The sequence below is a fragment of the Amycolatopsis sp. cmx-4-61 genome (assembly GCF_046548775.1).
In the GTDB taxonomy this organism is placed as follows: domain Bacteria; phylum Actinomycetota; class Actinomycetes; order Mycobacteriales; family Pseudonocardiaceae; genus Amycolatopsis.
The window spans coordinates 210482-235361 of the sequence record NZ_JAEBEI010000016.1 but is presented as its reverse complement, the minus strand read 5'-3'; the positions used below and the strand labels follow the sequence as shown (position 1 = coordinate 235361).

Below are 24880 nucleotides of genomic sequence, written 5' to 3'. Positions count from 1 at the left end.
GGAGGCGCTGCGCGCCGCTGTGTTTTTCCCGAAGGGCCTTCCCAGCCTGCACCGACGGTCGAGTGACATTGCCCCGTCGAGTCCGGCGCGTTGCTTTGCCGGGGCTCCGACTCCGGACATAGGCTGCGGCGGACGCGACGAACAAGGAGCCTTCTCGCCATGTCGACACCGAACCAGCCGGCCCACCCGGCCGAGTCCGCCGGGTCGGCGGCGGCGAACCTCAACGACGTCAAGATCGCGACGCCGGAACTCCACGACGGCGACGAGCCGCCGGAGCGCAACGGCAAGAAGGTGAAGCTCGAAGGCATCGGGCCGACCGGCCGCCCGATCCGCGAGCACCCGGATCCGGCGCCGCTGGACAAGCACGGCCCGGCCAAGATCATGGCCATGTGCAACCAGAAGGGCGGCGTCGGCAAGACGACGTCGACCATCAACCTGGGTGCCGCGCTCGCCGAGTACGGGCGCAAGGTGCTGCTCGTCGACTTCGACCCGCAGGGCGCGCTCGCCGTCGGCCTCGGCATCCAGCCGCACGAGCTGGACCAGACGGTCTACAACGCCATCATGGAGCGGTCGGTCAGCGCCACCGACGTGCTGATGAAAACCCGCGTCGACGGCGTTGACCTGCTGCCGAGCAACATCGACCTGTCCGCCGCCGAGGTCCAGCTCGTCGCCGAGGTAGGGCGCGAGCACACGTTGTTACGGGTCCTTCGTCCGGTCATGAACGACTACGACTATGTTCTTGTCGACTGCCAGCCCTCGCTCGGCCTGCTCACGGTGAACGCGCTGACCGCCGCGGACGGCGTGATCATCCCGCTGGAGTGCGAGTTCTTCAGTCTGCGAGGCGTCGCCCTCCTGATCGACACCATCGAGAAGGTGCAGGAACGCCTCAACCCCAAACTGGACATCGTCGGGATTCTCGCCACCATGTACGACCCGAGAACCCTGCATTCGAAGGAGGTCATGGCTCGCGTGGTGGAGGCATTCGGCGAGACCGTGTTCGACACGGTCATCAACCGCACCGTGCGGTTCCCCGAGACGACGGTCGCGGGTGAGCCGATCACGACCTGGGCGCCCAAGTCGGCCGGCGCGGCGGCGTACCGTCAGCTGGCCCGCGAGGTGATCGCTCGGTGAGCAGGCGCGCTTCCCTGCCCGGAGCGTCGGAACTCTTCAGGATTACGACCAGCACCGCCAGCCCCGCCCTCGATCTCCCTCCCCAGCCCCCGGCCGAGCCCACCGAGCCCACCGAGCCCGCCGCGAAGGCGAAGCCCGCGGGCAACGGCCGCGCGGAACAGCTCGCCCGCAGCGCGGCCCCGCACGGCTCGGGCCGGACCAAGCACGACGCGAAGATCACCGTGTACGTCTCCGGCGACGAGCTCGTCGCGATGGAGCAGGCCCGGCTGACGCTGCGCGCGAAGCACGACCTGGTCGTCGACCGCGGCCGGCTGGTCCGCGAGGCCGTCGCGGTGCTGCTGGCCGACTTCGACCAGAACGGCGAGGAGTCGGTGCTGGTGCAGCGGCTGCGGGTGGTCGGCTCAGACGGCGGCGAAACCGAGGGCTGATGGACGAGCCGGAACCGGCTCCGGAGGAACAGGTTCCCGAAGTGCACCAGACGGTGCACGGCGGGATGATCCCCGAAGGCGTCAACACCGAAGAACTGAGCACGTCGAAGTTCAAGGTGCGGCTGGCCAACTTCGAAGGGCCGTTCGACCTGCTGCTGCAGCTGATCTCGCAGCACCAGCTGGACGTCACCGAGGTGGCGTTGCACCGGGTCACCGACGACTTCATCGCCTACACGCGCGCGCTGGGCACCGACTGGAACCTCGACGAGACGACGGAGTTCCTGGTCATCGCGGCCACGCTGCTGGACCTGAAGGCGGCCCGGCTGCTGCCGTCGGCCGAGGTGGAGAGCGAAGACGACCTGGCGCTGCTCGAAGCCCGCGACCTGCTGTTCGCGCGGATCCTGCAGTACCGCGCGTACAAGCAGGTGGCCGCGCTGTTCGGCGAGCTGGAGCAGAACGCGCTGCGGCGCTACCCGCGGTCGGTGGCGCTGGAGGAGCGGTTCGTCGGACTGCTGCCCGAGGTGATGCTGGGCGTGACGCCGCAGAAGTTCGCCGACATCGCGGTGGCGGTGTTCCGGCCGAAGCCGCCGCCGACGGTGTCGATCGCCCACATCCACATGGGCCGCATTTCGGTGCGCGAGCACGCGGCGATCCTGCGGGTGATGCTGGCCGAACGCGGCCAGGCGACGTTCGGGGAGCTGGTCGACGACTGCGAGCACACGGTGGAGATCGTGGCGCGCTTCCTGGCGCTGCTGGAGCTCTACCGCGAAGCGACCGTCCAGTTCGAGCAGACCGAGGCACTGGCCGAGCTGCACGTCCGCTGGACGGGCGGCTCGAAGGAAGAGGCCTCCGCGGCGGCCGAGCTGGACCGCGCGTTCGGAGACGAAGAGGAGTACGGGTGAGCCCGGAGAACGACGAGCAGGTGTTCCCGCCCCAGCCGCCGGTGGGCGAGCCGGTGGAGGCCGCGGCGGAGCTGGCCCTGGAGGAGGCCCTCTCGGGCGAGCCGGTCACCGAGGACGGCGCACCCGAGCAGCCCCTGGCCGAGGAGCCCGAAGGGGCACTTTCACGGGAAAACGCCCATCTTGGGGCGGAGCTTTCCCGTGAGAGCGACGCCGCCGCGGAGCCTGAGCCGGAAGCGTCCAGCGAGCCGGAAGCCGGGCCCGGGGATCCCGAGTCGGACCTGGTCGCCGCTGGGGACGCCGACTCCGTGCCGGACGTCACCTCCGACGAAACCCTCGAAGCCGCGCTCGAGGCGCTGCTGCTCATCGTCGACTCGCCGGCGAGCGAGGAACTCCTCGCCGACACCCTCGGCCAGCCGAAGTCCCGGATCGTCGTCGCCCTCCGCACCATGGCGCAGAAGTTCACCGACCGGGCGTCCGGGATCGACCTGCGGCGCGTCGGCGAAGGGTGGCGGTTCTACACTAGGGACGTCTATGCCCCGTTCGTGGAGAAGCTCCTGCTGGACGGCCAGCGGTCGAAGCTGACCAGGGCCGCGCTGGAGAGCCTCGCCGTGATCGCGTACCGGCAGCCGGTGACCCGTGCGCGGGTCGCCGCGGTGCGTGGCGTGAACGTGGACGGCGTGATCCGGACGCTCCTCGCGCGCGGCCTCATCGAAGAGATGGGGACCGATCCCGAGACGACCGGCACGCTGTACGTGACGACCGAGCTGTTCCTGGAGCGACTGGGGCTGTCGTCACTGAACGACCTGCCCCCGATCGCTCCGCTGCTACCCGAAGTGGACACCATCGATGACATCCAGTGAACACCCCGACGGCGTCCGGCTGCAGAAGGTGCTCTCGCAGGCCGGCGTCGCCTCGCGGCGCGCGGCGGAGGACCTGATCGTCGCCGGCCGGGTCGAGGTGGACGGCGAGGTCGTCACCGAGCTGGGCCGCCGCGTCGACCCGGACAACGCGATCATCCACGTCGACGGCACCCGGGTGAACCTGCGCGACGACCTCATCTACCTCGCCCTGAACAAGCCCAAGGGCGTGCACTCGACGATGTCGGACGACCGCGGCCGCCCCTGCGTCGGCGACTACCTGCGCGGCCGGTACGAGGAGACCCCCGGAGTCGTGCACGTCGGACGGCTCGACGAGAACACCGAGGGCCTGCTGCTGCTGACCAACGACGGCGACCTCGGCCACCGGCTGATGCACCCGTCCTACCGGGTGCTCAAGACCTACCTCGCCGAAGTCGACGGCCTGGTGCCGCGCGGGCTCGGCAAGGAGCTGCGCAAGGGCTGGGAGCTGCCCGACGGCATCGTCAAGGTCGACCAGTTCCGCGTGAAGGACATGCACTCCGGCAAGTCGCTGGTGGAGCTGGTCATCCACGAGGGCAAGAAGCACATCGTGCGCCGCCTGCTCAAGGACACCGGGCACCCGGTGCTGAAGCTGGTCCGCACGGCGGTCGGCGACGTCCAGCTCGGCAACCAGCGCGTCGGCTCGATCCGGCGGCTGACGAAGACCGAGGTCGGCGCGCTCTACCGCAACGTCGAGCTCTGACTCACGGCGGTGAGGAAGCCGTCGAGTGTCTCGTCGCCCGGACGGTCGTACTTCACGGCCAGTTCGGCGTGGGAGACGACGGTGGGTGCCCAGCCGTGGCGGCGGAGCCAGTCCGGCGCCTCTCCGCCGAGACCGCCCAGCCACAGGCGGGTGACCCGCTCGGCTCCCGGGGTGGCCTTGGCGCGGGCGAGCAGGCCGTCCCGCGTTTCGGCCGACCGGTGTTCGAACGACACCCGGCTGCCCGGCGCGGACAGCCTGGTCACGGTCGAAAGCAGCTCTTCGGCGTCTTCGCGGCTCAGGTAGACGAGCAGGCCCTCGGCCAGCCACGCCGTGGGAACACCGGGATCGAACCCGGCGGCGCGAAGCGCTCCCGCCCAGTCGCCGCGCAGGTCGGCCGGGACCACGACGCGCTCGCACGACGGCACCGCGTCCTGGCCGGCCAGGACCTCGTCCTTGAAGGCGAGGACCTCCGGCAGGTCGAGCTCGAACAACCGCACGCCCGGCGGCCAGGCGAGCCGGAAGGCGCGCGCGTCGAGCCCGGCGGCGAGCACCACCACCTGCGGGCACCCGGCGCCCAGCAGGTAGTCGTCGTAGAACCGGGTGCGGATGGCCACCTGCTCGGCGAAGAGCGCGCCGAGGCCGCCCCGCGGGGTCTCGCCCGGCGCGATGGGCAGCAGGGAGCTCCCCGCAGCGTGGAACGCGGCCGCGTACGGATCGTCGAACAGGCGATCCGGGCGGCGGCTTTCGTACGCGCGCAGCGCGGCGACACCGACGGCGGTGACGCTCACCGCGGGCAGGGACTCCGTCATGCTTTTCAACGTACGCCCGACTTTCCGCCGTGGCGGGCGGGTGCGCCGGTTCGCTAGCGTGACGGGCATGCGACTCGGGGTGGTGTGCGGGGTCCTGGCGGTGCTCCTGGCCGGTGCGGTGGCCCCGGCGGCCGCGGCGCCCGCGGCGAGCGAGCCGGTCCACGACTACGCGAAGGCGATCCGCGAAACCGTCTGGGTCGACCTCGGCCGCGACGGCGACGGCGACGGCCGCTCCGACCGCGTCGCCGCCGACATCATCCGCCCGGGTGACACGGCTGCCCGCGTTCCGGTGATCATGGACGCGAGCCCGTACTACTCGTGCTGCGGACGCGGCAACGAGAGCGAGCTGAAGTCGTACGACAGCGCCGGCAAACCGGTGAAGTTCCCGCTGTTCTACGACAACTACTTCGTGCCGCGGGGTTACGCCGTGGTGCTGGTCGACCTGGCCGGGACGAACCGCTCGGCCGGCTGCGCGGACGTCGGCGGCCCGTCGGACGTCGACTCGGCGCGCATGGTGATCGACTGGCTCAACGGCCGGGCCACCGGCTACAGCGCCAAGACCGGCGGCAGCGCGGTGACCGCCGGCTGGACCACGGGCAACGTCGGCATGATCGGCAAGTCCTACGACGGCACGATCGCCAACGGCGTCGCGGCGACCGGCGTCGCCGGGCTCAAGACCATCGTCCCGATCTCGGCCATCAGCTCCTGGTACGACTACTACCGCTCCGACGGCGCGACCTTCGGCTTCAACCCGGACGGGCTCGCGCGCACGGTCGAAGCGCGCAACAGCGGGCAGAACTGCTCGGCGCAGAACCAGGCGCTCGCCGCCGGCGCCACCGCGAACGGCGACTACGGGCCCCTGTGGGCGGCGCGGGACTACGCCGCGAGCGCGCGGAACGTGCGGGCCAGCGTGCTGCTGTCCCACGGCGTCAACGACCTCAACGTCAAGACCATCCACTTCGGACAGTGGTGGGCCGGGCTGGCCGTCGAGAAGAAGATCTGGCTGGCGCAGACCGGGCACGTCGACCCGTTCGACTACCGGCGGGCCGGCTGGGTCGACCTGCTGCACCGGTGGTTCGACCACTACCTGCTCGGCATCGACAACGGCGTCCAGAACGGGCCGCAGGCCAGCGTCGAGCGGCAGCCGGACCAGTGGGCCGACCAGAGCGCGTACCCGGCGGCCGGTGCGGTGGCGACGACGTTGCGCCCGGGGGCGTCCGGCACGCTCGGCACTTCGCCGGCGTCCGGGACGGCGTCCTTCACGGACAACCCGAGCGCGGGCGAGGACACGTGGGTGACGAACCCGGGCAGCGCGGCGCTGACCTACTCGACCGGGGCCCTGCCGTCCGACGTGCAGGTCTCCGGGACTCCGTCGATCACCGTGACGGCGACGCCGAGCACGTCTTCGGCCCGGCTCTCGGCGCTGCTGGTGGACCTGGGCGCGGCGACGATCCGCAATTTCGCGGGGAGCGGCGAGGGCATCAAGACGGGCACGTCGGAGAACTGCTGGGGTTCGTCGACGACCGGCGACGACGCCTGCTACCGGATCACGTCCGCGGACGTGAAGAAGGTGAACTACACGATCCTCAGCCGCGGCTGGGCGGACCTGGCGAACTACGCCTCCCTCTCGCAGGAGCGGCCGCTGACGCCGGGGACGGCGTACACGATGACGTTCCGCCTGGCGTCGACGGACCACATCGTGCCCCGCGGCCACGCGCTCGCGCTCATCATCGGCGGCACGGACGGCAGCTTCCTCAGCGGCCCCGCCCAGCCGGGCCGGGTGACGCTGGACCTGGCCCGCACGTCGGCATCGGTCCCGCTGGCCGGCGTGGTCCCGGCCGCGGCAACCCACCCGGCCGCCACCGGCGGCGCGTTCGTGCCGTCGGCGGGCCGGGCGGACCTGCGCTGAGGCCCGCGACTCCGGCTCCTGCAAGCGCCCCAATGTGGCCTTCGTTGCGTCCGACGCACCCAAGGCGGCCTTCGTTGCGTCAGACGCACCCAAGGCCGCCTTGGGGCGCTTGACGTAGCGGGGGATCTGCGCGAGCCCGCCTAGTTCGCCTCGGCCGCGGCCGCCTTCGTGGCCGACTTGCGTTGCAGGGCGCGGACGACCGGCTCGACCACCCGGGCCGCCGTCGGGCCGAGGATCGCCATCAGCAGCACGTACGCCGTGGCCAGGGCCGCCAGTTCGCCCGTGACCGCGCCCGCCGTCACCGCCAGGCCCGCGATCACGATGGAGAACTCGCCGCGGGCCACCAGTGCCGCGCCCGCGCGGGCGCGGCCCAGGCGACCGATGCCCTGGCGGCGCGCCGCCCACCAGCCGGTGGCGACCTTCGTCAGCGTCGTCACCACCGCGAGCACGATCGCCCAGCCGAGCACCGGCGGGATCGACGCCGGGTTCGTGTTGAGCCCGAACACCACGAAGAACACCGCCGCGAACAGGTCCCGCAGCGGCTCGAGCATGCGCGTCGCGTTCTCCGCCGTCGAACCCGAGATCGCGATGCCGAGCAGGAACGCGCCGACCGCGGCCGACACCTGCATCGCCGACGCCAGCCCGGCCACCAGCAGGGCGGCCCCGAGAACCTTGAGCAGGAACACCTCGCGGTCCGGGCTGTCGACGGCGGCCGAGACGTACCGGCCGAACCTGAGCGCCACCACCAGCACCACGGTGATCACCAGCAGCGAGATGCCGACGGCCTCGAGGCCGCCGAGCAGGGACACCCCGCCCAGCACCGCGGTGAGGATCGGCAGGTAGAGCGCCATGGCGAGGTCTTCGAACACGAGGATCGACAGCACCACCGGCGTCTCGCGGTTGCCGAGCCGGCCGAGGTCGCCGAGGACCTTGGCGACGATGCCGGACGACGAGATGTAGGTGACGCCCGCCATCACCATCGCGCCGACCGGGCCCCAGCCCAGCAGCAGCGCGACGGCCGCGCCGGGAGCGGCGTTCAGGACGATGTCGAGCAGGCCCGCCGTCCACGAGCGGCGCAGCCCGGTGAACAGCTCGGCCGCGGAGTACTCGAGGCCCAGCAGCAGGAGCAGCAGCACGACGCCGATTTCGCCGGCCAGGTGGGTGAAGCCGCCGATGTCGGTCAGCGGGATCAGGCCGCCGGAGCCGAAGCAGAGACCGCCGAGCAGGTAGAGCGGGATGGGGGAGAGGCCGATCTTGCCGGCCAGGCGCCCGAGGGCGCCCAGCCCGAAGAAGACCGCCCCCAGTTCGATCAGGGACAGCGCGGTGTGGTCCATCGGCCGCTCAGCCGTACTTGAGGATCTTGACGGCGGCTTCGAGGCCCTCGCTCGTGCCGACCGCGACCAGCAGGTCGCCCCCGGTGAACGTGAAGTCCGGCGTCGGCGACGGGTGCACCTGCCCGGCCCGCGCCACGGCGACGACCGAGACGCCGGTGCGGGTGCGCATCGCGGTGTCGCCGAGCGTCCGGCCGTCGAACGGGCCGGACGGCGTGATCGGCAGCTGCCGCGTGCTGATCCCCGGCAGGTCGCGGTGCTCCTCGGTGAGCTGCGCGACCAGCTGCGGGGCGCCGAGCAGGTTCGCCAGCGCGCCGGCCTCGTCCGCGGTGAGCGGGATCGAGGCGGCGCAGGCGTCGGGGTCGTCCGTCTTCGACACGATGAGCTCGATGTGCCCGTCCCGCTGGGTGACGACACCGATGCGGCGGCCGGTACGGGTGGCGAAGTCCTTGCGGACCCCGATGCCGGGCAGGGGGGTTACTTCGACGTTCACCCGGCCCACGGTAACCCACGTGTCCGTTTCGCGGCGTTCAGCCGAGCAGCAGGAGCAGGGCCGCGACGACCATCACGGCGGCGGTCAGGCCGTGGACGCCGAAGGCGACGGCCTTCTTCCCGCGGTGGCGCAGGATGATCAGCATGTCGAAGACGGGCCAGACGGCCGCGGTCAGCATCATCCAGCCCAGCGCGTGCGGGTCGCCGTAGATCATCAGGGCGATGGGGATCAGCCCGGCGCCGACGTCGCGGCCGCCCTTGACGTTCAGGAAGGTCTCGGCGTTCTCCGGAACTGCGTTGAAGCCGAAGCCCGCGGCGGTCTTGTTCGGCGCGAAGAGGTAGCTGAGGCCGATGTAGATGATCCCGAGCGCGACGAGCGCGGTGAGGACGTAGCCGGTGACGATCATGGGTTCCTCCAGGTTTTCTAGCATCGCTAGGATTGCTAGCAACGCTAATCTAGCGACGCTAGTTTGTCTAGCGGTGCTAGCATGTGACGTATGACCCAGGGACAGCGGCGGATGCGCGACCGGACCGAGCGAGCGCAGCGGATCGTCGCCGCGGCGCGGGAACTCGCCGAGGCGGAAGGGTGGGACGCGGTCACTACCCGGAAGCTCGCGGCCCTGATCGAGTACAGCCAGCCGGTGCTCTACAGCCACTTTCCCGGCGGCAAGGACGCGATCATGGCCGCGGCCGCGCTGGAGGGCTTCGCCGAGCTGGCCGCCGTGCTGGCGGAAGCGCGCGAAGGCGGCCTTGCCGGTGTCGTCCGGGCCTACGTCGGGTTCGCCGAGGCCAAGCCGGCGCTGTACGACGCGATGTTCACGCTGGCTTCGGAGCTGCCGTTCGCCCAGGACGACACCCCGGCGGTGATGAAGGCGAACTTCGCGGAGCTGCTCGCGGTCATCGAGCCGGTGGCCGGGCGGCAGGACGCCGGCCCGTTGACCGAGGTGTTCTGGGGCACCTTGCACGGCCTGGTGACCCTCGACCGCGGCCGCCGGCTGTCCCCGGCTCACCGTGACGAGCGCCTCGCGCTGGTGGTGGCGCGCTTCGGCGCGCGGGCCGACTGATCTCCTCCGCGGCCCGACCGGCAGAATGGAGGCGAAGCCGAACGGGACGAGAACGCGAGGAGAGTGCCGGTGACGGGAGCCCTACGTGGTGTGGTCGCGCTGGACGGCCCGTCGGGGACCGGGAAGACCACCGTCGCCCGCAAGCTCGCCCAGCGCCTCGGCGCCGGCTACCTCGACACCGGGGCCATGTACCGGATGGTCACCCTCGCCGTGCTGCGCGCCGGCGTCGACCCGGCCGACGCGAACGCGGTCGCCGCCGTCGCCGACCAGGCCGAATTCGCCATCGGCACCAGCCCCGACCGGCCCGAGATCCGGCTGGCCGGTGCGGACGTCGCCGCCGACATCCGCGGGCCCGAGGTCACCAAGGCGGTTTCGCCGGTCTCGGCCGTGCCGCACGTGCGCGAGCTGCTGGTCGCCCGGCAGCGGCAGATCATCGAAGACGTCGTGGCGCACCGTGGCGGGATCGTCGTCGAGGGCCGGGACATCGGGACGGTCGTCGCGCCGGACTCGCCGCTCAAGGTCTACCTGACCGCCTCGGCCGACGTCCGCGCGTCGCGCCGCAGCACCCAGGACACCGCGGCCGGGCGGCAGTCTTCGGTCGCCGACGCCCTGGCCAGCGTCGAGCGCCGCGACCACCTCGACTCGACCCGCGCGGCCTCCCCGCTGCGCGCGGCCGACGACGCCGTCCACGTCGACACCTCGGAACTGTCGATCGACCAGGTGATCGTCGCCCTCAGCGAGCTCGCCAGCCACCGCGGCATCCTCGAAGGCTGCAACGCCGAGGTAGCTCGATGACTGATGGCTCTGGGGCCAAGCCCCAGACCCCGGCCGGGGGGCAAGCCCCCCTGGACCCCCCGAAAGCGAGGTGTGACGGACTCCCCGAGGGATCCGTCGGCAGGCTCCACGACGCCGGGCGGGTCTTCGCCCGGTACTATCTGCGCTCGGCCTTCCGCATCCGGGTGCACGGCCGCGAGCGCGTCCCCGCCACCGGGCCGCTGCTCGTGATCGCCAACCACAGCTCCATGATCGAGCCGCAGCTGATCTTCGGAATGCTTCCGCGGCGTTCGGCGTTCCTGGTCAAGGCCGAGATGTTCGGCGGGATCGTCGGCAAGTTCCTGCTGGCGATCGGGCAGATCCCGCTCAAGCGCGGCGAGATCGACCGCAAGCCGCTGCTGACCGCGGTCGGCGTCCTGAAGGACGGCGGTGTCGTCGGGATCTTCCCCGAAGGCACCCGCGGTTCCGGGGACGTCGGCACGGCCGAACGCGGTGCGGCCTGGCTGGTCCGGGCCTCCGGCGCGACCGTGCTCCCGATCGCGACGCGGGGCACGCTCAAGCCGGCCGGCGGCGGGCGACGGTTCCGGCCGCGGGTGGACATCCTCGTGGGCGAGCCGTTTTCGCCGAAGGTGGGACCCGGGAAGACCGGGCTCGACCAGGGCACCGAAGAGCTGCGCGGTGAGCTCGCGGCGCTCGTGAAGACTTTGGACGACTGGCGTGCCGAACACGGATTCGGTGCGGTATAAGGGAAACAGGGTAGTAATGGCAGTGTATGACCCCGCCTCCGCGGGAAAGAGTGCGTCGGCGGAGTACGACGGCGTCGGCGAAGTCGACGGCACCTGGTCGGACGAGACCGAATTCGCCGCGCTCGACGCGCAGATCGAGGCGGCGGAAGCGGCCGAGGAGGCCGCGCTCGCGCAGCCGGTGCTCGCCGTCGTCGGCCGCCCGAACGTGGGCAAGTCGACGCTGGTCAACCGCATCCTCGGCCGGCGGGAAGCCGTCGTGCAGGACGTGCCGGGCGTGACCCGCGACCGCGTCGCCTACGACGCCTACTGGGGTGGCCGCAAGTTCACCCTGGTCGACACGGGCGGCTGGGAACCGGACGCGACCGGGCTGCAGGCCTCCGTCGCCGCCCAGGCCGAACTGGCCATGCAGACCGCGGACGCGGTGCTGCTGGTGATCGACGCCTCGGTCGGCGCCACGGCCACCGACGAAGCCGTCTCCAAGGTGCTGCGGCGCTCGAAGAAACCGGTGCTGCTGGCGGCCAACAAGGTCGACGACGACCGGCTGCTCGCCGACACCGCGTCGCTGTGGTCGCTCGGCCTCGGCGAGCCGCACCCGGTCAGCGCGCTGCACGGCCGCAGCTCCGGCGACCTGCTCGACGCCATCCTCAAGGCCCTGCCCGAGTCGCCGCGCGAAGGTGGCGCCGTGACGTCGGGCCCCCGCCGCGTCGCGCTGGTCGGCAAGCCGAACGTGGGCAAGTCCAGCCTGCTCAACAAGCTGTCCGGCGAGGAGCGCTCGGTCGTCGACTCGGTCGCGGGCACCACCGTCGACCCGGTCGACTCGCTGGTCGAGCTGGACGGTGAGACCTGGCGGTTCGTGGACACGGCGGGCCTGCGCAAGCGCGTCAACTTCGCCGCGGGCGCCGAGTACTACGCCTCGCTGCGCACCAAGACCGCGATCGACGCGGCCGAGGTCGCGATCGTCCTGCTGGACGCGGCCGAGCCGCTGTCCGAACAGGACCTGCGGGTGCTCACCATGGTCGTCGAGGCCGGCCGTGCGTGCGTGCTGGCGTTCAACAAGTGGGACCTGGTCGACGAGGACCGCCGGCACGCGATGGTCCGCGAGCTGGAGCGCGGCCTGGTCCGCGTGCCGTGGGCGGAGAAGGTCAACATCTCGGCGCTGACCGGCCGTTCGGTGCGCAAGCTCGCGCCGGCCCTGCGGACCGCGCTGAAGTCGTGGGACCAGCGGGTGCCGACCGGCCAGCTCAACGCGTGGCTGTCCGACCTGATCGCGGCCACCCCGCCGCCGGTCCGGTCCGGCAAGCAGCCCAAGGTGCTGTTCGCGACGCAGGCCGGTATCCGCCCGCCGACGCTGGTGCTGTTCACGACCGGCTTCCTCGAAGCGGGCTACCGCCGGTTCATCGAGCGCAAGTTCCGCGAGCAGTTCGGCTTCACCGGCAGCCCCGTCCGGGTGAACGTGCGGGTCCGCGAGAAGAAGGCGAAGCCGAAGGTCGGCGGAAAAGCCACCCGAACCCGGTGATTTCCGGCACGTTTTGGTCGACACGCGTGATTGGGAAGCCGACACGCGTGATTGGAGGGTCGACACGGCGAATCCACGGCCGGACGCCGTGTCGACCCCTCAATCACGCGTGTCGACCTTTCAATCACGAGTGATGACTCTCTGAGCACGCGTGGTGCCCTGATCATCGTGAGGTCTGACACGCGAGCGTGATCCTGGGGATACCTTTCGGTGATCTGCGGGTATCGTGAAAGGTCGTTGCGGGCGCCTCAACCGGAGAGCAAGCCCGGTATGAGGCTCCCGAAAGGTGAGTGGTGGGCTTGCGCGCCCATGGTTCGTCTCTGCACGTCTTCAGCACGGTCGAGGTGGCAGTCCGATGACCGTCACCATCGAACCCACCGGATCCACCCCCGAGGTCACGCTCGCCGACCGCGCGCTGTTCCGGTCCGGCCTCGGCGCGGGTGAGCGCACCCTCCTCGACGTCCTCACCGCCACCGCCGAGCGGCACCCCAACGCCGCCGCGATCGACGACGGCACCACCACCCTCACCTACCGGCGGCTCCTCGACGAGGTCGACGCCTACGGGCGCCGCCTCCGCGGCCACGGCGTCGGCCTCGGCGACCGCGTCGGCATCCGGATCTCCTCCGGCACCGCCGAGCTGTACATCGCCATCCTCGCCACCCTCTCCGTCGGCGCCGCCTACGTGCCGGTCGACGCGGACGACCCGGACGAGCGCGCCGAGCTGGTCTTCGGGGAAGCCCAGGTCGCGACGATCGCCACCGACGGCGAGATCCACGTCCACAGCACCCCGAGCGGCCGCGAAGGCCGTCCCGGGCCCGCGGACGACGCCTGGATCATCTTCACCTCCGGCTCCACCGGCAAGCCCAAGGGCGTCGCCGTCACCCACGCGAGTGCCGCCGCCTTCGTCGACGCCGAGGCCGAGCTCTTCCTCGCCGACGAGCCGATCGGCCCCGGTGACCGCGTCCTGGCCGGGCTGAGCGTCGCCTTCGACGCCTCCTGCGAAGAGATGTGGCTGGCCTGGCGCCACGGCGCCTGCCTGGTCCCGGCGCCGCGCGCGCTGGTCCGCACCGGCGTCGACCTCGGCCCGTGGCTGGTCGCGCAGCGCATCACCGTCGTCTCGACCGTGCCGACGCTGGCCGCCCTGTGGCCGGCCGACGCGCTCGAGGACGTCCGGCTGCTCATCTTCGGCGGCGAGGCGTGCCCGCCGGAGCTCGCCGAGCGCGTCGCCGTCGAAGGCCGCGAAGTCTGGAACACCTACGGCCCGACCGAGGCCACCGTCGTCGCCTGCGCCGCGCAGCTGACCGGCGAGGGCCCCGTCCGCATCGGCCTCCCGCTCAACGGCTGGCAGCTCGCCGTGGTCAACGACGAGGGCGAGCCGGTCGCCATGGGGGAGACCGGCGAGCTCGTCATCGGCGGCGTCGGCCTGGCCCGCTACCTCGACGCGGCCAAGGACGCCGAGAAGTTCGCGCCCCTGCCGTCGCTGGGCTGGGAGCGGGCCTACCGCTCGGGTGACATGGTCCGCGCGGAAGAGGAAGGCCTGCTGTTCCTCGGCCGCCTCGACGAGCAGGTCAAGCTCGGCGGCCGCCGCATCGAGCTGGGCGAGGTCGACGCCGCGCTGCAGGCCCTCCCGGGCGTGCAGGGCGCGGCCGCCGCGATCCGCCGCACCAAGGCCGGAAACCAGGTTCTCGTCGGGTACGTGGTCCCCAGCGCCGCTGTGTCGGATGCCGCCTCCGCGGGAAAGAGCGCGTCGGCGGTTTCGGATGCCGCCTCCGCGGGAAAGAGTGCGTCGGCGGTTTCGGATGCCGCCTCCGCGGGAAAGAGTGCGTCGGCGGTTTCGGATGCCGCCTCCGCGGGAAAGAGTGCGTCGGCGGTGTTCGACCACGACCAGGCGGCGACGCGCCTGCGCGAGCAGCTTCCCGCCGCGCTGGTGCCGCTGCTCGCCGTCGTCGACGACCTGCCGACCCGCACCTCCGGCAAGGTCGACCGCGCCGCCCTCCCGTGGCCGCTGTCCACAGTGGAGGCTTCCGGGCTGACGCCGACCGAGACGTGGCTCGCCGAAGGCTGGGCCGAGATCCTCGGCGTGTCGGTCGACAGCCCGAAGGCCGACTTCTTCACCCACGGCGGCGGCAGCCTGACCGCCGCGCAGGTGGTCGCCCGCATCCGCACCCGGCACCCGCAGGTGTCGGTGGCCGACATCTACGCCCACCCCAAGCTGGGCGCGCTGGCGGCGATGCTGGACGCGTTGAGCGGGCAGGCCACCGAACGCCGGGACGTCACCCCGACCAAGCGCCGGGCCGGGGTCATCCAGACGCTGCTGATGGTTCCGCTGATGGGCCTGGTCGGGCTGCGCTGGGCGACGCTGGCCGCCGCGCTGTCGAACGTCCTGTCGCTGCTCGGGTTCGCCTGGGCGCCGACGCTGAGCTGGGCCTGGATCGGCCTGGCCTGGGTGGTGCTGTTCAGCCCGGCGGGCCGGATCGCCATCGCCGCGGGCGGCGCACGCGTGCTGCTTTCCGGTGTCCGCCCGGGCACCCACCCGCGCGGCGGCAGTGTCCACTTGCGACTGTGGACGGCCGAGAAGCTGGCCGAGTTCTCCGGCGCGGACAGCATCGCCGGCGCGTCCTGGATGACGACGTACGCGAAGGCGCTCGGCGCGCGGATCGGCAAGGACGTCGACCTGCACTCGCCGCCGCCGGTCACCGGCTTCCTCAAGCTGGGCCGCGGTGCCGCGATCGAGCCCGAGGTCGATCTGACCGGCCACTGGGTCGACGGCGACGTCGTGCACATCGGCAAGGTCCGCGTCGGCGCGGAGGCCCGGGTGGGTGCGCGCAGCACGCTGTTCCCGGGGGTCCGGATCGGCAAGGGTGCGGAGATCGCGGCCGGGTCGACCGTCCGCGGCGCCGTCCCGGCCGGGCAGCGCTGGGCCGGTTCGCCCGCCGCGCGCGTCGCCAAGGACGAGCGGGACGCGCTGAAGTGGCCGTCGAGCCGGCCGCCGCGGTCGCACTTCTGGGCCGCCGTCTACGGGGTGACCTCCCTGGCCCTCGGGTTCCTGCCCGGCGTGGCCGCGCTGGCCGGGGTCGCCGTGCTCGGCTACGCGATCGCCGGTGCTCCGACGCTGCTGGACGCGTTCACCCGCGCCCTGGTCTTCGTCCCGGTCGCGACCGCCGCGTACTTCCTCGCGTACATGCTGCTCGTGCTGGTCGGCGTCCGGTCGCTGAGCATCGGCATGGTCGAGGGCTACCACCCGGTGCACGGCCGCGTCGCCTGGCAGGTCTGGGCCACCGAGCGCCTGATGAGCATGGCCCGCGAAGGGCTGTTCCCGCTGTACGCCAGCCTGTTCACGCCGGTGTGGCTGCGGCTGCTCGGCGCGAAGGTGGGCCGCAACGTCGAGGCGTCGACCGTGCTGGCGCTGCCGAAGATGACCAAGGTCGACAGCGGCGCGTTCCTGGCCGACGACACCATGGTCGCCACCTACGAGCTCGGCCACGGCTGGCTGCACGTCGCCCCGGCCCGGATCGGCAAGCAGGCGTTCCTCGGCAACTCGGGGATGACCGCCCCCGGGCGGTCGGTGCCGAAGCGCGGCCTGGTCGGCGTGCTGTCGTCGACGCCGCTGAAGGCGAAGAAAGGCTCGTCGTACCTCGGGATGCCGCCGCTGCCGGTCCGCCGCGCGGTCGGCGAGGCCGACACGAGCCGCACCTACACCCCGGCGCTGCACCTGAAGGCGGCGCGGGCGCTGGTCGAGCTGTGTCGGATCGTCCCGGTCATGTGCGGTGTCGCGCTGACCGTCGTCGTCGCGTTCGCCCTGTTGTGGACGGCGACGGCGTTCGGCTTCGGCGTCGCCCTGCTGCTGGCCGGGCCCGTGCTGCTGGCCGCCGGCGTGGTCGCGGCGCTGACCGCGACGGTGATGAAGTGGCTGCTGGTCGGGAAGTTCCGCGAGGTCGACCACCCGCTGTGGAGCTCCTTCGTGTGGCGCAACGAGCTGGCGGACACCTTCGTCGAGGCCTTCGCGGTGCCGTGGCTGATCGGCTCGGTCGGCGGCACGCCGCTGCTGACCGCGTGGCTGCGCACGATGGGCGTCAAGATCGGCCGCGGCGTCTGGCTGGAGACGTACTGGCTGCCCGAGGCGGACCTCGTTTCCCTGGGCGACGGCGCGACCATCAACCGCGGCTGCGTCGTGCAGACGCACCTGTTCCACGACCGGATCATGAGCATGTCGAGCGTGACCCTCAACGAAGGCGCGACGCTCGGCCCGCACGGCATCGTGCTGCCGGGCGCGGGAATCGGTGCGCGCACGACGGTCGGCCCGGGCTCGCTGGTGACCCGCGGCGACGAGGTACCCGCCGACACGCGCTGGCTGGGCAACCCGATCTCGGCGTGGCCCGGTAAGTAACGAATGCGGACCAGGCGCGCCGGGCTCACCCGCGGCGTGCGAGCCTGATGCCAGCACGCACGACGAAAGGTTCGCCACGGGTGATTGCGAAGGCTCCGGCTCCCGGCGCGGACACCTCCGGTGACCCCTACCTGCCCGCGCACGGCAACGGCGGCTACCGGACCCGGCACTACGACCTCGCCCTCGACTACAAGGTCGCGCCGAACCGGCTCTCGGCCTCGGCGGTGATCACCGCCGAGGCGACGCAGGCGCTTTCCCGCGTCAGCCTCGATTTCGGTGAGTTCCGGATCAACCGCGTGCTGGTCGACGGAAAGGCCGCGAAGTACCTCAAGCGTGGGGCGAAGCTGCACGTCAAGCCGGCCAAGTCGATCGCGGCGGGTGCGGTGTTCACCGTCGAAGTGCACTACGTCGGCAACCCGCGGCCGGTCGGGAGCCGCTGGGGCGACGTCGGCTGGGACGAGCTGACCGACGGCGCGCTGGTGGCGAGCCAGCCGGTCGGGGCGCCGTCGTGGTACCCGTGCAACGACCACCCCTCGGACAAGGCCGCGTACCGGGTGAGCGTGACGACGGCGTCGCCGTACCTGGTCGCGGCAACCGGCACCCTGGTCGAGCGTTCGACGTCGGCGAGCACCACCCGCTGGGTGTTCGAGCGGCGCGAGCCGACGGCGACGTACCTGATGAGCGTGCAGATCGGCCGCTACGACGAGGTCGAGCTGACCGGCCGCGGCTGGTTCCCCCACACCGGGGTGGGGCTGCGCCGGCTGAGCCTCGGCATCGGGCGTGCGAGCGGCCAGGTGGAGTCGATTTTCGAGACGGTGCCGCAGCGCGCGGCCGTGCCGCCGCGCCTGCGCCGCCTGTTCGACCGCGACTTCGGGCGGCAGGGCCGGATGATGGAGTTCCTGCAGCGGCTGTTCGGCCCGTACCCGTTCGCCGAGTACGTCATCGTGGTCACCGACGACGCCCTCGACGACCCGATCGAGGCGCAGGGCATGGCCATCTTCGGCGCCAACCACGTCGACGGCCGCCGCACCCACGAGCGGCTGGTGCTGCACGAGCTGGCCCACCAGTGGTTCGGCAACAGCCTCACGGTGGCGGATTGGCGCCACATCTGGCTGAACGAGGGTTTCGCTACGTACGCCGAGTGGCTGTGGTCGGAGGAGTCGGGCGGCCAGTCCGCTGCGGCGCTGGCCCATAGCTGGTACGCGCGCATCAAGGCCAGGCCGGCGGACGTCCGCATCGCCGACCCCGGGGTGTCCCGGATGTTCGACGAGCGCGTCTACAAGCGCGGCGGGCTGACGCTGCACGCGCTGCGGGCCGAGATCGGGGACCCGGCGTTCTTCGCGCTGCTGAAGTCGTGGGCCGAGGAGCACCGGCACGGGCTGGTCACGACGGAGCAGTTCGTGGCGGCCGCCGAGGCGCAGGCGGGGCGGTCGCTGAGCGCGTTCTTCAGCCGCTGGCTGTACACGCCGGCGTTGCCGCCGCTGCCGGGAGCCTGACGGGTGCCCGCCGATCAGCGCCGGGTGGCGCCGACCACCCACACCGCGCCGGGAATGCGGACGCCTTCGGGGGTTTCGTAGGGCTCGATCCCTTCTCGCAGCTGTCGCCGCGTCCGTTCGAGGACGTCCGGGGCGAGACCGGCCAGGTTCACGCGCACCGGCCCCTGGCCGAGGATGAACTCGGCCGCGTCGTCGGCGTCCCGGCCGTAGTCCATCGGTGCGGTGACCGGTTCGACCTCGACGGCGCCGAACCCGGCCGCGGCCAGCACCTCGTGGATCCGTTCCGGGTCGACCAGGGAACCCATGCCCCGGGAGGCGGGCGACGGTCCGCGCAGCAGCGGCTTCAGGGCCGCGGTGGCACGGGCGTAGTCGCTGTCCGGGGTGCCGCCCTGCGGGCCGAGGAACGCCAGCCGGCCACCGGGCCGCAGCGCGCGCCGGATGTTGGCGAAGGCGGCCACCGCGTCGGCGAAGAACATCACCCCGCCCCGGCTGATCGCGACGTCGAAGCCGGCGTCGGAGAGGGGTGGACCTGAGCGTCTCCCTGCTCGAACCGGACGTTGCCGATGCCCGCCGCGTCGGCGCGAGCGCGTGCCAGCATCGGGGCCGAGAGGTCGATGCCGACGACGTGCCCGCGGCAAGCCTGCCGCGCGGCCAGCAGCGTGACGTGCCCCGTACCGCAGCCGACGTCGAGGACGCGGTCGTCCGGGGCGATCGCGGCGGCGCGGAAGAGGCTGTCGTTGAAGGCGCCGACGATGGCGTTGTACCGGGCGCGGTGGCGCGCCCAGTGGGCCCCTTCCCAGCCGTTCCAGGCTTCGGCTTGCTGCGTGTTGGCGATCGTCGGCACGGCGGCCTCCCGGGGGCGAGCTACTAGAGTCGAACTCTAGAGTTACACTCTAGCCATGGAACAGCGCAAGAGCGGGCCGAAGGCGCCTCGCAACGCCACGCAGACCCGGGAGCGGATGCTGACGGCGGCGCGCGAGCTGTTCGTGCGCAACGGCTACGGCGCGACGACCCTCAAAGAGGTCGCCGACCGGGCCGGCGTCGCCGTGCAGACGATCTACTTCACCTTCGGCAACAAGCGAGTGCTGCTCAAGGAACTGGTCGACGTGGCGATCGCGGGTGACCTGGCGCCGGTGGCGACGCTCGACCGGCCGTGGTTCCGGGAGGCGCTGGCCGCCCCGGCCGCCGAAGCCCAGTTGCGGCTGCACGTCCGGGGCACACGCGGAATCCTGGAGCGCGTCGCTCCGATCGTCGAGATGCTGCGCGCCGCCGCCGCGGCCGACCCGGCGCTCGCCGCGCAGTGGGACGATGACGTCGACCCGCGGTTCGCCGTGCACCTCGAAGCCGCCCGGTCGCTGGTGACCAAACCGGGCGTGCGGGCCGGGATGACCGCCGGGCACGCGGCCGATGTCCTGTTCGGACTGCTCAGCCCGGAGCTTTACCAGGTGTTCGTCCGCGACCGCGGCTGGCCGGCCGAGCGGTGGGAGGGCTGGGTCGGCGACACGCTGGTCGCTCAGCTGTGCGCCCCGGGGCTCCAGGGTTGATTCATCGGATGTATCTGCCGCTGTCCGGGTGAACCTCTCTGGTTTTTCGGGCACCTCTCTGCAAGTATGGCCGGACGCCGCCGCATGATCTCGCCGAAACGTAGTATGAATTCGGAGGATGCTTCATGGACGCAGTGTCCCGGCGGACGGTGCTCCGCTCCGCCTCGGTGCTCGCGGGAGTCGCGGCCTTCGGGGGTCTCTGGGCCCGCGCGGCGCCTCCCGCGCTCGCGGGCCGGACCGATCCGCACCGGGAAGTCGCCGAAGACGCGCGGATGGTGTGGCGGCGGCTGCCGAAGAGCTGGCAGGACGGCCCGTTCCTCGCCAACGGCTACCTCGGTGCCCAGGTGTACGCCGGGAAGACCCCGAACACGCTCAAGTTCATGCTGAGCCACACCGAGGTGCAGGACCAGCGCATCCAGTGGGAAGCCGGGATCGGGCTGTCCCGGCTGCCCATCGGGTACCTCACGTTCACCCTGGCCGGCGCGATCACCGGCGTCGACTGGACGCTCGACCTCTACAACGCCGAGCTGGGCGGCACCATCACCACCACGCAGGGCTCGGTCGCCTTCTCCGCCGTCGTGCACAACGACCTGGGTGTGCTGCTCGTTTCGCTCACCGCGAGCGCAGGGGAGGCGAAGGCCGCGTGGGCGTTCCAGCCGCTGGAGTCGGCCACCACCCGGACCGTCCGCAAGCCACCCGAGTACGTCGCCAACCCGGCGCCCGAGCTCGGTGACGGCTACTGCGCCCAGCCGATGCTCGCCGGCGGCGGGTACACCACGGCGTGGCAGGAACGCGCCATCGGCACGCGACGGCTCCTCGCCGCCGCCGTTGCCTACAGCTTCCCGGGCACCACGCACACCGCGGACGCGCGCTCCGCCGTCCGGAAAGCGCTTGCCGGTCGGCCGGACGTGCTGCTCGCTCGGCACCGCCGCTGGTGGAACGACTACCACCGGCGCAGCTTCGTTTCGGTGCCCGACAAGCAGGTCCAGCGGTTCTACTGGATCCAGCTGTACAAGATCGCGGCCGCCACCCGCGCGGGCGGGCCGGTCGTGTCCGAATGGGGACCGTGGTTCCCCGAGGTCGGCAACAGCTGGACCGCCGTCTGGTGGAACCTCAACGTCCAGGTCACCTACCCGATCGTCAACAGCAGCAACCACCCCGAACTCGACGCCGTCACCGAAACCTTCCGGCGCGACCACGCGAACCTCGAGGTGTCGGTCCCCCCGGCGTACCGCGACGGCGACACCTACGCCCTCTCACACCCCGGTGACCGGCGGCTGCGCCCCGGCGGGACACGCTCGGTGGGTGTCCCCGGCACGACGTCGAAGACCGACCAGACCGGAAACCTGCTGTGGGGGCTGCACAACGTCTGGCTGGCCTACCGGCACCACCTGGACAAGCGCGTGCTCCGCGACGTCCTGTACCCCACGCTGGCGAAGGCGCTGAACTTCTACCGGCACTTCCTGTTCGCCAGCCCGGACGGGTTGCTCCACCTGCCGCTGACGCGGTCGCCGGAGTACGCCGACGCGCCCGACTGCACCTACGACCTGTCGCTGATCCGCTGGGCCGCGCGCACGCTCGTCGACGCCGCCCGGATCCTGTGCCTCGACGAACCGCGGGTGCCGATGTGGCGGGAGATCGGTGCAAAACTGGTGCCGTACCACGAGGATCCCGCCAACGGCGTGCTGATCGGTGACGGCGTCCCGCTCGCCGCGTCCCACCGGCACTTCTCGCACCTGCTGTGGTTGTACCCGTTGCGGGAGAAGGTCTGGGACCGCCCGGGCGACCGCGACCTCATGACGCGCACCTTCACCCACTGGGCCGCCGACCAGTCCGCCTGGCACGGCTACAGCTACGCGGCCGCGTCCTCGATGAACTCCGTGATGGACGCGCCCGAGGAAGCGTTGCGGTACCTGAAGTTCTTCCTCGACCGGAACATCGTGGCCGACACCGGACTGACCGCCAACACGATGTACCGCGAGGGCGCCAACTTCGCCATCGAGAGCCCGATCACCGCGGCCCAGTCCGTTGTGGACATGCTCATGCAGGGAGCCGGCGGGGTGCTCAAGGTGTTCCCGTCGGTGTCGGCGACCTGGCGAGACGCCTCGATCGCCGGTCTGCGTGCCGAAGGCGCGTTCCTCGTGGACGCCTCCCGCCGCGACGGCACGACGGAATTCGTCCGGGTGCACAGCGAAGCCGGCGAGCCCCTGGTGCTTCAGCACGGGATCGCCGGGGACATCGACGTCCGCGACGAGCACGGGCACCGGCTGCCGTGGCGCCCGGCCGGGCCCGGGCGGATCGCGATCGGGCTGCGGCGCGGCGGTACCGCCGTCGTCACCCCGCGGGGCGGGCGGCCGGACTTCGCGCCCCGGGACGTCCCCGCGCTCGGCCCCGCCCCGGTGTGGGGCCTGCCGAGCTGAGCCGGAGCTTTCGACGAGGAGGTCGGATGGACATCACCCGCAGGACCGTGCTCGGCGGCGCACTCGCCGGGCTGGCCGCAGGCGCGACCGGGCGCACGCCGGCGCTCGCGGAACCGGGGAGCGACGACTTCGGCTGGGCCGGGTTCCTCGGCACCGCGGACCTGCACTGGCGGCGGCTGCCGAAGACCTGGTACGAGGGTCCGTTCCTGGGCAACGGGTTCCTCGGCTCCGGCGTCTACGCCGAGCCCGGGCGGAACGCGATCCGGTTCAACGTCCAGCACAGCCAGGTGCAGGACCACCGGCCGGAGTTCGGCTCGCTGTTCGGGCTGGCCCGGCTGCCGATCGGGTACTTCACGCTCGAACCGGCCGGCGCGATCACCGCGATCGACTGGCGGATGGACCTGTGGAACGCCGAGCTGACCGGCACGATCACGACGGCGGCGGGCAGCCTGAGCCTACGAGCGATCGTCCACACGGCACAGTCGCTGCTCGCCGTCGAGATCCGGCCGTCCGAAGGGGAGCGCGGGTTCAAGTGGGTGTTCCACCCGGCGGCCGCGGTCAGCCCGCGCGCCGATCCCGTGTGGAACAAGCCGCCGCCGGCCGGGTACACCGCGAACCCGCCGGTGCAGCTGTCGGCGAGCGGTGACGCGCAGCTGGCCGTCCAGCCGCTGGTGGCCGGCGGCGAGCACGTGACGGCGTGGCGGGAGGTCACGCGCGGCGGCGCACGCACGTTGTACACGTCGGTCGCGTGGTCGCACCCCGAGAAGACGTCGGTGGCCCGGGCGCTGGGCACGGTCCGCCGCGCGCTCCCGTTCGCCGCGCTGACGCAGGACCACCGGCGCTGGTGGCACGACTACTACCGGCGGAGCTTCCTGTCCGTTCCGGACACCCGGCTGCAGAGCTTCTACTGGATCCAGCTTTACAAGGTCGCTTCGGCGGCTCGGCGTGACGCACCGGTGATGGCAACATCGGGGCCGTGGCTGGAGAACACGCCGTGGCCGGCGACGTGGTGGAACCTCAACGTCCAGCTCGAGTACTGGCTGATCCACGGTTCGAACCACCTGGAGCTCGACGCCGTCAGCTACGCGCTGGACAGGTACCGGGCCAACCTGACCAGCCAGGTCGCTTCGCCGTACCAAGCGGACTCGGCGGGTATCCCGCGGACGACGGACATGACGCTGCTCAACGGCGTCTCCAACACCACCAGCGGGTTCCCCGTCGGCGTCCCCGGGCAGGACACGCCGACGCCGGAGGTCGGCAACCTGACCTGGGCACTGCACAACGTCTGGCTGTCCTACCGGCACACCATGGACTCCCGGCTGCTCCGGAACACGCTGGTTCCCTTGCTGCGCAGGGCGATCAACTACTACCTGCACTTCCTCGCGCCGGGCCCGGACGGGAAGCTGCACCTGCCGCCGACGTTCTCGCCCGAGTACGGCGTCAACGCCCCGGACTGCACCTACGACCTTTCGCTGATCCGCTGGAGTTGCCGGACGCTGCTGCAGCACGCTCCGGGCGATCCGCTGGCGCCTCGATGGCGGAACGTCCTGGCGACCTTGGTGGACTACCCCGCCGACGGCAACGGCTACATGATCGGGGCCGGGGTGCCGTTCGCGAAGTCGCACCGGCACTATTCGCACCTGCTGCAGATCTACCCGCTCCACGACGTCACCTGGGAGCAGCCGGAGCACCGGGCGATCATCGAGACGTCGCTGAACCACTGGGTGGGCTTCGAAGGCGCGCTGCAGGGCTACACGTTCACCGGGGCGGCGTCGATCTCGGCGCAGATGCTGCGCGGCGACCAGGCGGCGTTCTACCTCGGCGAGCTGCAGCGGCGGTACATCCAGCCGAACACGATGTACAAGGAGTCCGGGCCGGTCATCGAGACGCCGCTGTCGGCAGCGAAGTCCCTGCAGGACATGCTGGTCCAGAGCTGGGGCGGCGTGCTGCGGCTGTTCCCGGCGGTGCCCACGGCCTGGGGCGACGTCGCCTTGCGGGACTTCCGCACCGAGGGCGCGTTCCTGCTCAGCGCGTCCCGCATCGGCGGGAAGACGCGGTGGCTGAAGGTGCACAGCGAGGCCGGGACGCCGTGCGTGCTGCGGCCGAGCATCGACGGCGAGCTCGCGGTGACGGACGCACGCGGCCGGGCGCGGCGCTGGCGTCGCCTGGCCAACGGGGACGTCCAGGTCGAACTGGGGTGCGGGGAGGAGGCGTTCGTGTACCGGAAGGGGGACCGGCCGGACTTCGGCGTCCGGCCGGTACCGCCGGGTGGGTCCGCCGCGCCGTGGGGACTGCCGTGACCCGTGGTTTCGCTATGGTGCTCTCCGACGAG

General features: G+C 71.8%; 19 protein-coding genes and 1 pseudogene. 15 read left to right on the top strand and 5 right to left on the bottom strand.

What is annotated here, in order from left to right:
• Positions 1-159: 159 nt before the first annotated feature.
• Genes ACLJOU_RS35075 through ACLJOU_RS35055 form a run of 5 tightly spaced genes read left to right on the top strand, consistent with a single transcriptional unit; the run spans position 160 to position 4060 of the window.
• On the top strand, positions 160-1131 hold the full coding sequence (locus ACLJOU_RS35075; protein WP_410573550.1) for a ParA family protein: 972 nt from the start codon (positions 160-162) through the stop codon (positions 1129-1131).
• Complete coding sequence (locus tag ACLJOU_RS35070) at positions 1128-1559, top strand: cobyrinic acid a,c-diamide synthase (protein WP_410573549.1); 432 nt, start codon at positions 1128-1130, stop codon at positions 1557-1559. Before ACLJOU_RS35075 ends, ACLJOU_RS35070 begins: the two co-directional genes overlap by 4 nt.
• Positions 1559-2461, top strand: a complete 903-nt coding sequence (locus ACLJOU_RS35065; protein WP_410573548.1) for a segregation and condensation protein A — start codon at positions 1559-1561, stop codon at positions 2459-2461. Before ACLJOU_RS35070 ends, ACLJOU_RS35065 begins: the two co-directional genes overlap by 1 nt.
• Positions 2458-3321, top strand: a complete 864-nt coding sequence (scpB, locus tag ACLJOU_RS35060; RefSeq protein ID WP_410573547.1) for an SMC-Scp complex subunit ScpB — start codon at positions 2458-2460, stop codon at positions 3319-3321. Before ACLJOU_RS35065 ends, scpB begins: the two co-directional genes overlap by 4 nt.
• Positions 3308-4060, top strand: a complete 753-nt coding sequence (locus ACLJOU_RS35055) for a pseudouridine synthase (RefSeq protein WP_285450088.1) — start codon at positions 3308-3310, stop codon at positions 4058-4060. The genes scpB and ACLJOU_RS35055 overlap by 14 nt, the downstream gene beginning before the upstream one ends.
• Here ACLJOU_RS35055 and ACLJOU_RS35050 read toward each other — a convergent pair.
• Entirely contained in the window at positions 4039-4869 is an 831-nt protein-coding gene (locus tag ACLJOU_RS35050) for an SAM-dependent methyltransferase (protein ID WP_410573546.1), read from the bottom strand. The two genes, ACLJOU_RS35055 and ACLJOU_RS35050, sit on opposite strands and share 22 nt — an antisense overlap.
• A gap of 67 nt (positions 4870-4936) precedes the next feature.
• On the opposite strand from ACLJOU_RS35050, the gene ACLJOU_RS35045 reads away from it, so the two are divergent.
• On the top strand, positions 4937-6778 hold the full coding sequence (locus ACLJOU_RS35045; protein WP_410573545.1) for a Xaa-Pro dipeptidyl-peptidase: 1842 nt from the start codon (positions 4937-4939) through the stop codon (positions 6776-6778).
• A 140-nt stretch (positions 6779-6918) separates the two neighbouring features.
• Here the strand turns inward: ACLJOU_RS35045 and ACLJOU_RS35040 are convergent, their stop codons facing one another.
• From ACLJOU_RS35040 to ACLJOU_RS35030, 3 genes are read right to left on the bottom strand one after another with little or no spacing between them, the layout of a single operon-like run.
• Positions 6919-8112 (bottom strand): cation:proton antiporter, encoded by a 1194-nt coding sequence (locus ACLJOU_RS35040; protein ID WP_410573544.1) that lies wholly within the window; start codon positions 8110-8112, stop codon positions 6919-6921.
• 7 nt (positions 8113-8119) lie between these two features.
• Positions 8120-8602 carry a cation:proton antiporter regulatory subunit gene (locus tag ACLJOU_RS35035; RefSeq protein ID WP_410573543.1) on the bottom strand — a complete coding sequence of 161 codons (483 nt, stop codon included), beginning with the start codon at positions 8600-8602 and terminating at the stop codon, positions 8120-8122.
• Between the two features lie 37 nt (positions 8603-8639).
• Positions 8640-9008, bottom strand: coding sequence for a DUF4267 domain-containing protein (locus tag ACLJOU_RS35030; RefSeq protein WP_410573578.1), 369 nt, complete (start codon positions 9006-9008; stop codon positions 8640-8642).
• A 111-nt stretch (positions 9009-9119) separates the two neighbouring features.
• Here ACLJOU_RS35030 and ACLJOU_RS35025 point away from each other — a divergent pair, with 111 nt between their 5' ends.
• From ACLJOU_RS35025 to ACLJOU_RS35000, 6 genes are all read left to right on the top strand, one after another.
• Positions 9120-9665: a TetR/AcrR family transcriptional regulator gene (locus ACLJOU_RS35025; protein WP_410573577.1), complete on the top strand. Its 546-nt coding sequence runs from the start codon at positions 9120-9122 to the stop codon at positions 9663-9665.
• 90 nt (positions 9666-9755) lie between these two features.
• Positions 9756-10460 (top strand): (d)CMP kinase, encoded by a 705-nt coding sequence (cmk, locus tag ACLJOU_RS35020; protein WP_410573576.1) that lies wholly within the window; start codon positions 9756-9758, stop codon positions 10458-10460.
• Between the two features lie 164 nt (positions 10461-10624).
• Complete coding sequence (locus ACLJOU_RS35015; protein WP_410573542.1) at positions 10625-11185, top strand: lysophospholipid acyltransferase family protein; 561 nt, start codon at positions 10625-10627, stop codon at positions 11183-11185.
• Positions 11186-11201: 16 nt separating this feature from the next.
• Complete coding sequence (der, locus tag ACLJOU_RS35010; protein WP_410573541.1) at positions 11202-12701, top strand: ribosome biogenesis GTPase Der; 1500 nt, start codon at positions 11202-11204, stop codon at positions 12699-12701.
• Between the two features lie 355 nt (positions 12702-13056).
• Entirely contained in the window at positions 13057-17088 is a 4032-nt protein-coding gene (locus tag ACLJOU_RS35005; RefSeq protein WP_410573540.1) for a Pls/PosA family non-ribosomal peptide synthetase, read from the top strand.
• An 80-nt stretch (positions 17089-17168) separates the two neighbouring features.
• Positions 17169-18584, top strand: a complete 1416-nt coding sequence (locus tag ACLJOU_RS35000) for a M1 family metallopeptidase (protein WP_410573539.1) — start codon at positions 17169-17171, stop codon at positions 18582-18584.
• 14 nt (positions 18585-18598) lie between these two features.
• Here the strand turns inward: ACLJOU_RS35000 and ACLJOU_RS34995 are convergent.
• Positions 18599-19428 (bottom strand): annotated as a pseudogene (locus tag ACLJOU_RS34995) (class I SAM-dependent methyltransferase).
• A gap of 55 nt (positions 19429-19483) precedes the next feature.
• Here ACLJOU_RS34995 and ACLJOU_RS34990 point away from each other — a divergent pair.
• The 3 genes from ACLJOU_RS34990 to ACLJOU_RS34980 all read left to right on the top strand — a co-directional run bounded on the left by ACLJOU_RS34990 (position 19484) and on the right by ACLJOU_RS34980 (position 24848).
• On the top strand, positions 19484-20128 hold the full coding sequence (locus tag ACLJOU_RS34990; RefSeq protein ID WP_410573538.1) for a TetR/AcrR family transcriptional regulator: 645 nt from the start codon (positions 19484-19486) through the stop codon (positions 20126-20128).
• A 125-nt stretch (positions 20129-20253) separates the two neighbouring features.
• Positions 20254-22548, top strand: a complete 2295-nt coding sequence (locus ACLJOU_RS34985; protein ID WP_410573537.1) for a glycosyl hydrolase family 95 catalytic domain-containing protein — start codon at positions 20254-20256, stop codon at positions 22546-22548.
• A gap of 26 nt (positions 22549-22574) precedes the next feature.
• Complete coding sequence (locus tag ACLJOU_RS34980) at positions 22575-24848, top strand: glycosyl hydrolase family 95 catalytic domain-containing protein (RefSeq protein WP_410573536.1); 2274 nt, start codon at positions 22575-22577, stop codon at positions 24846-24848.
• Positions 24849-24880: the final 32 nt, after the last annotated feature.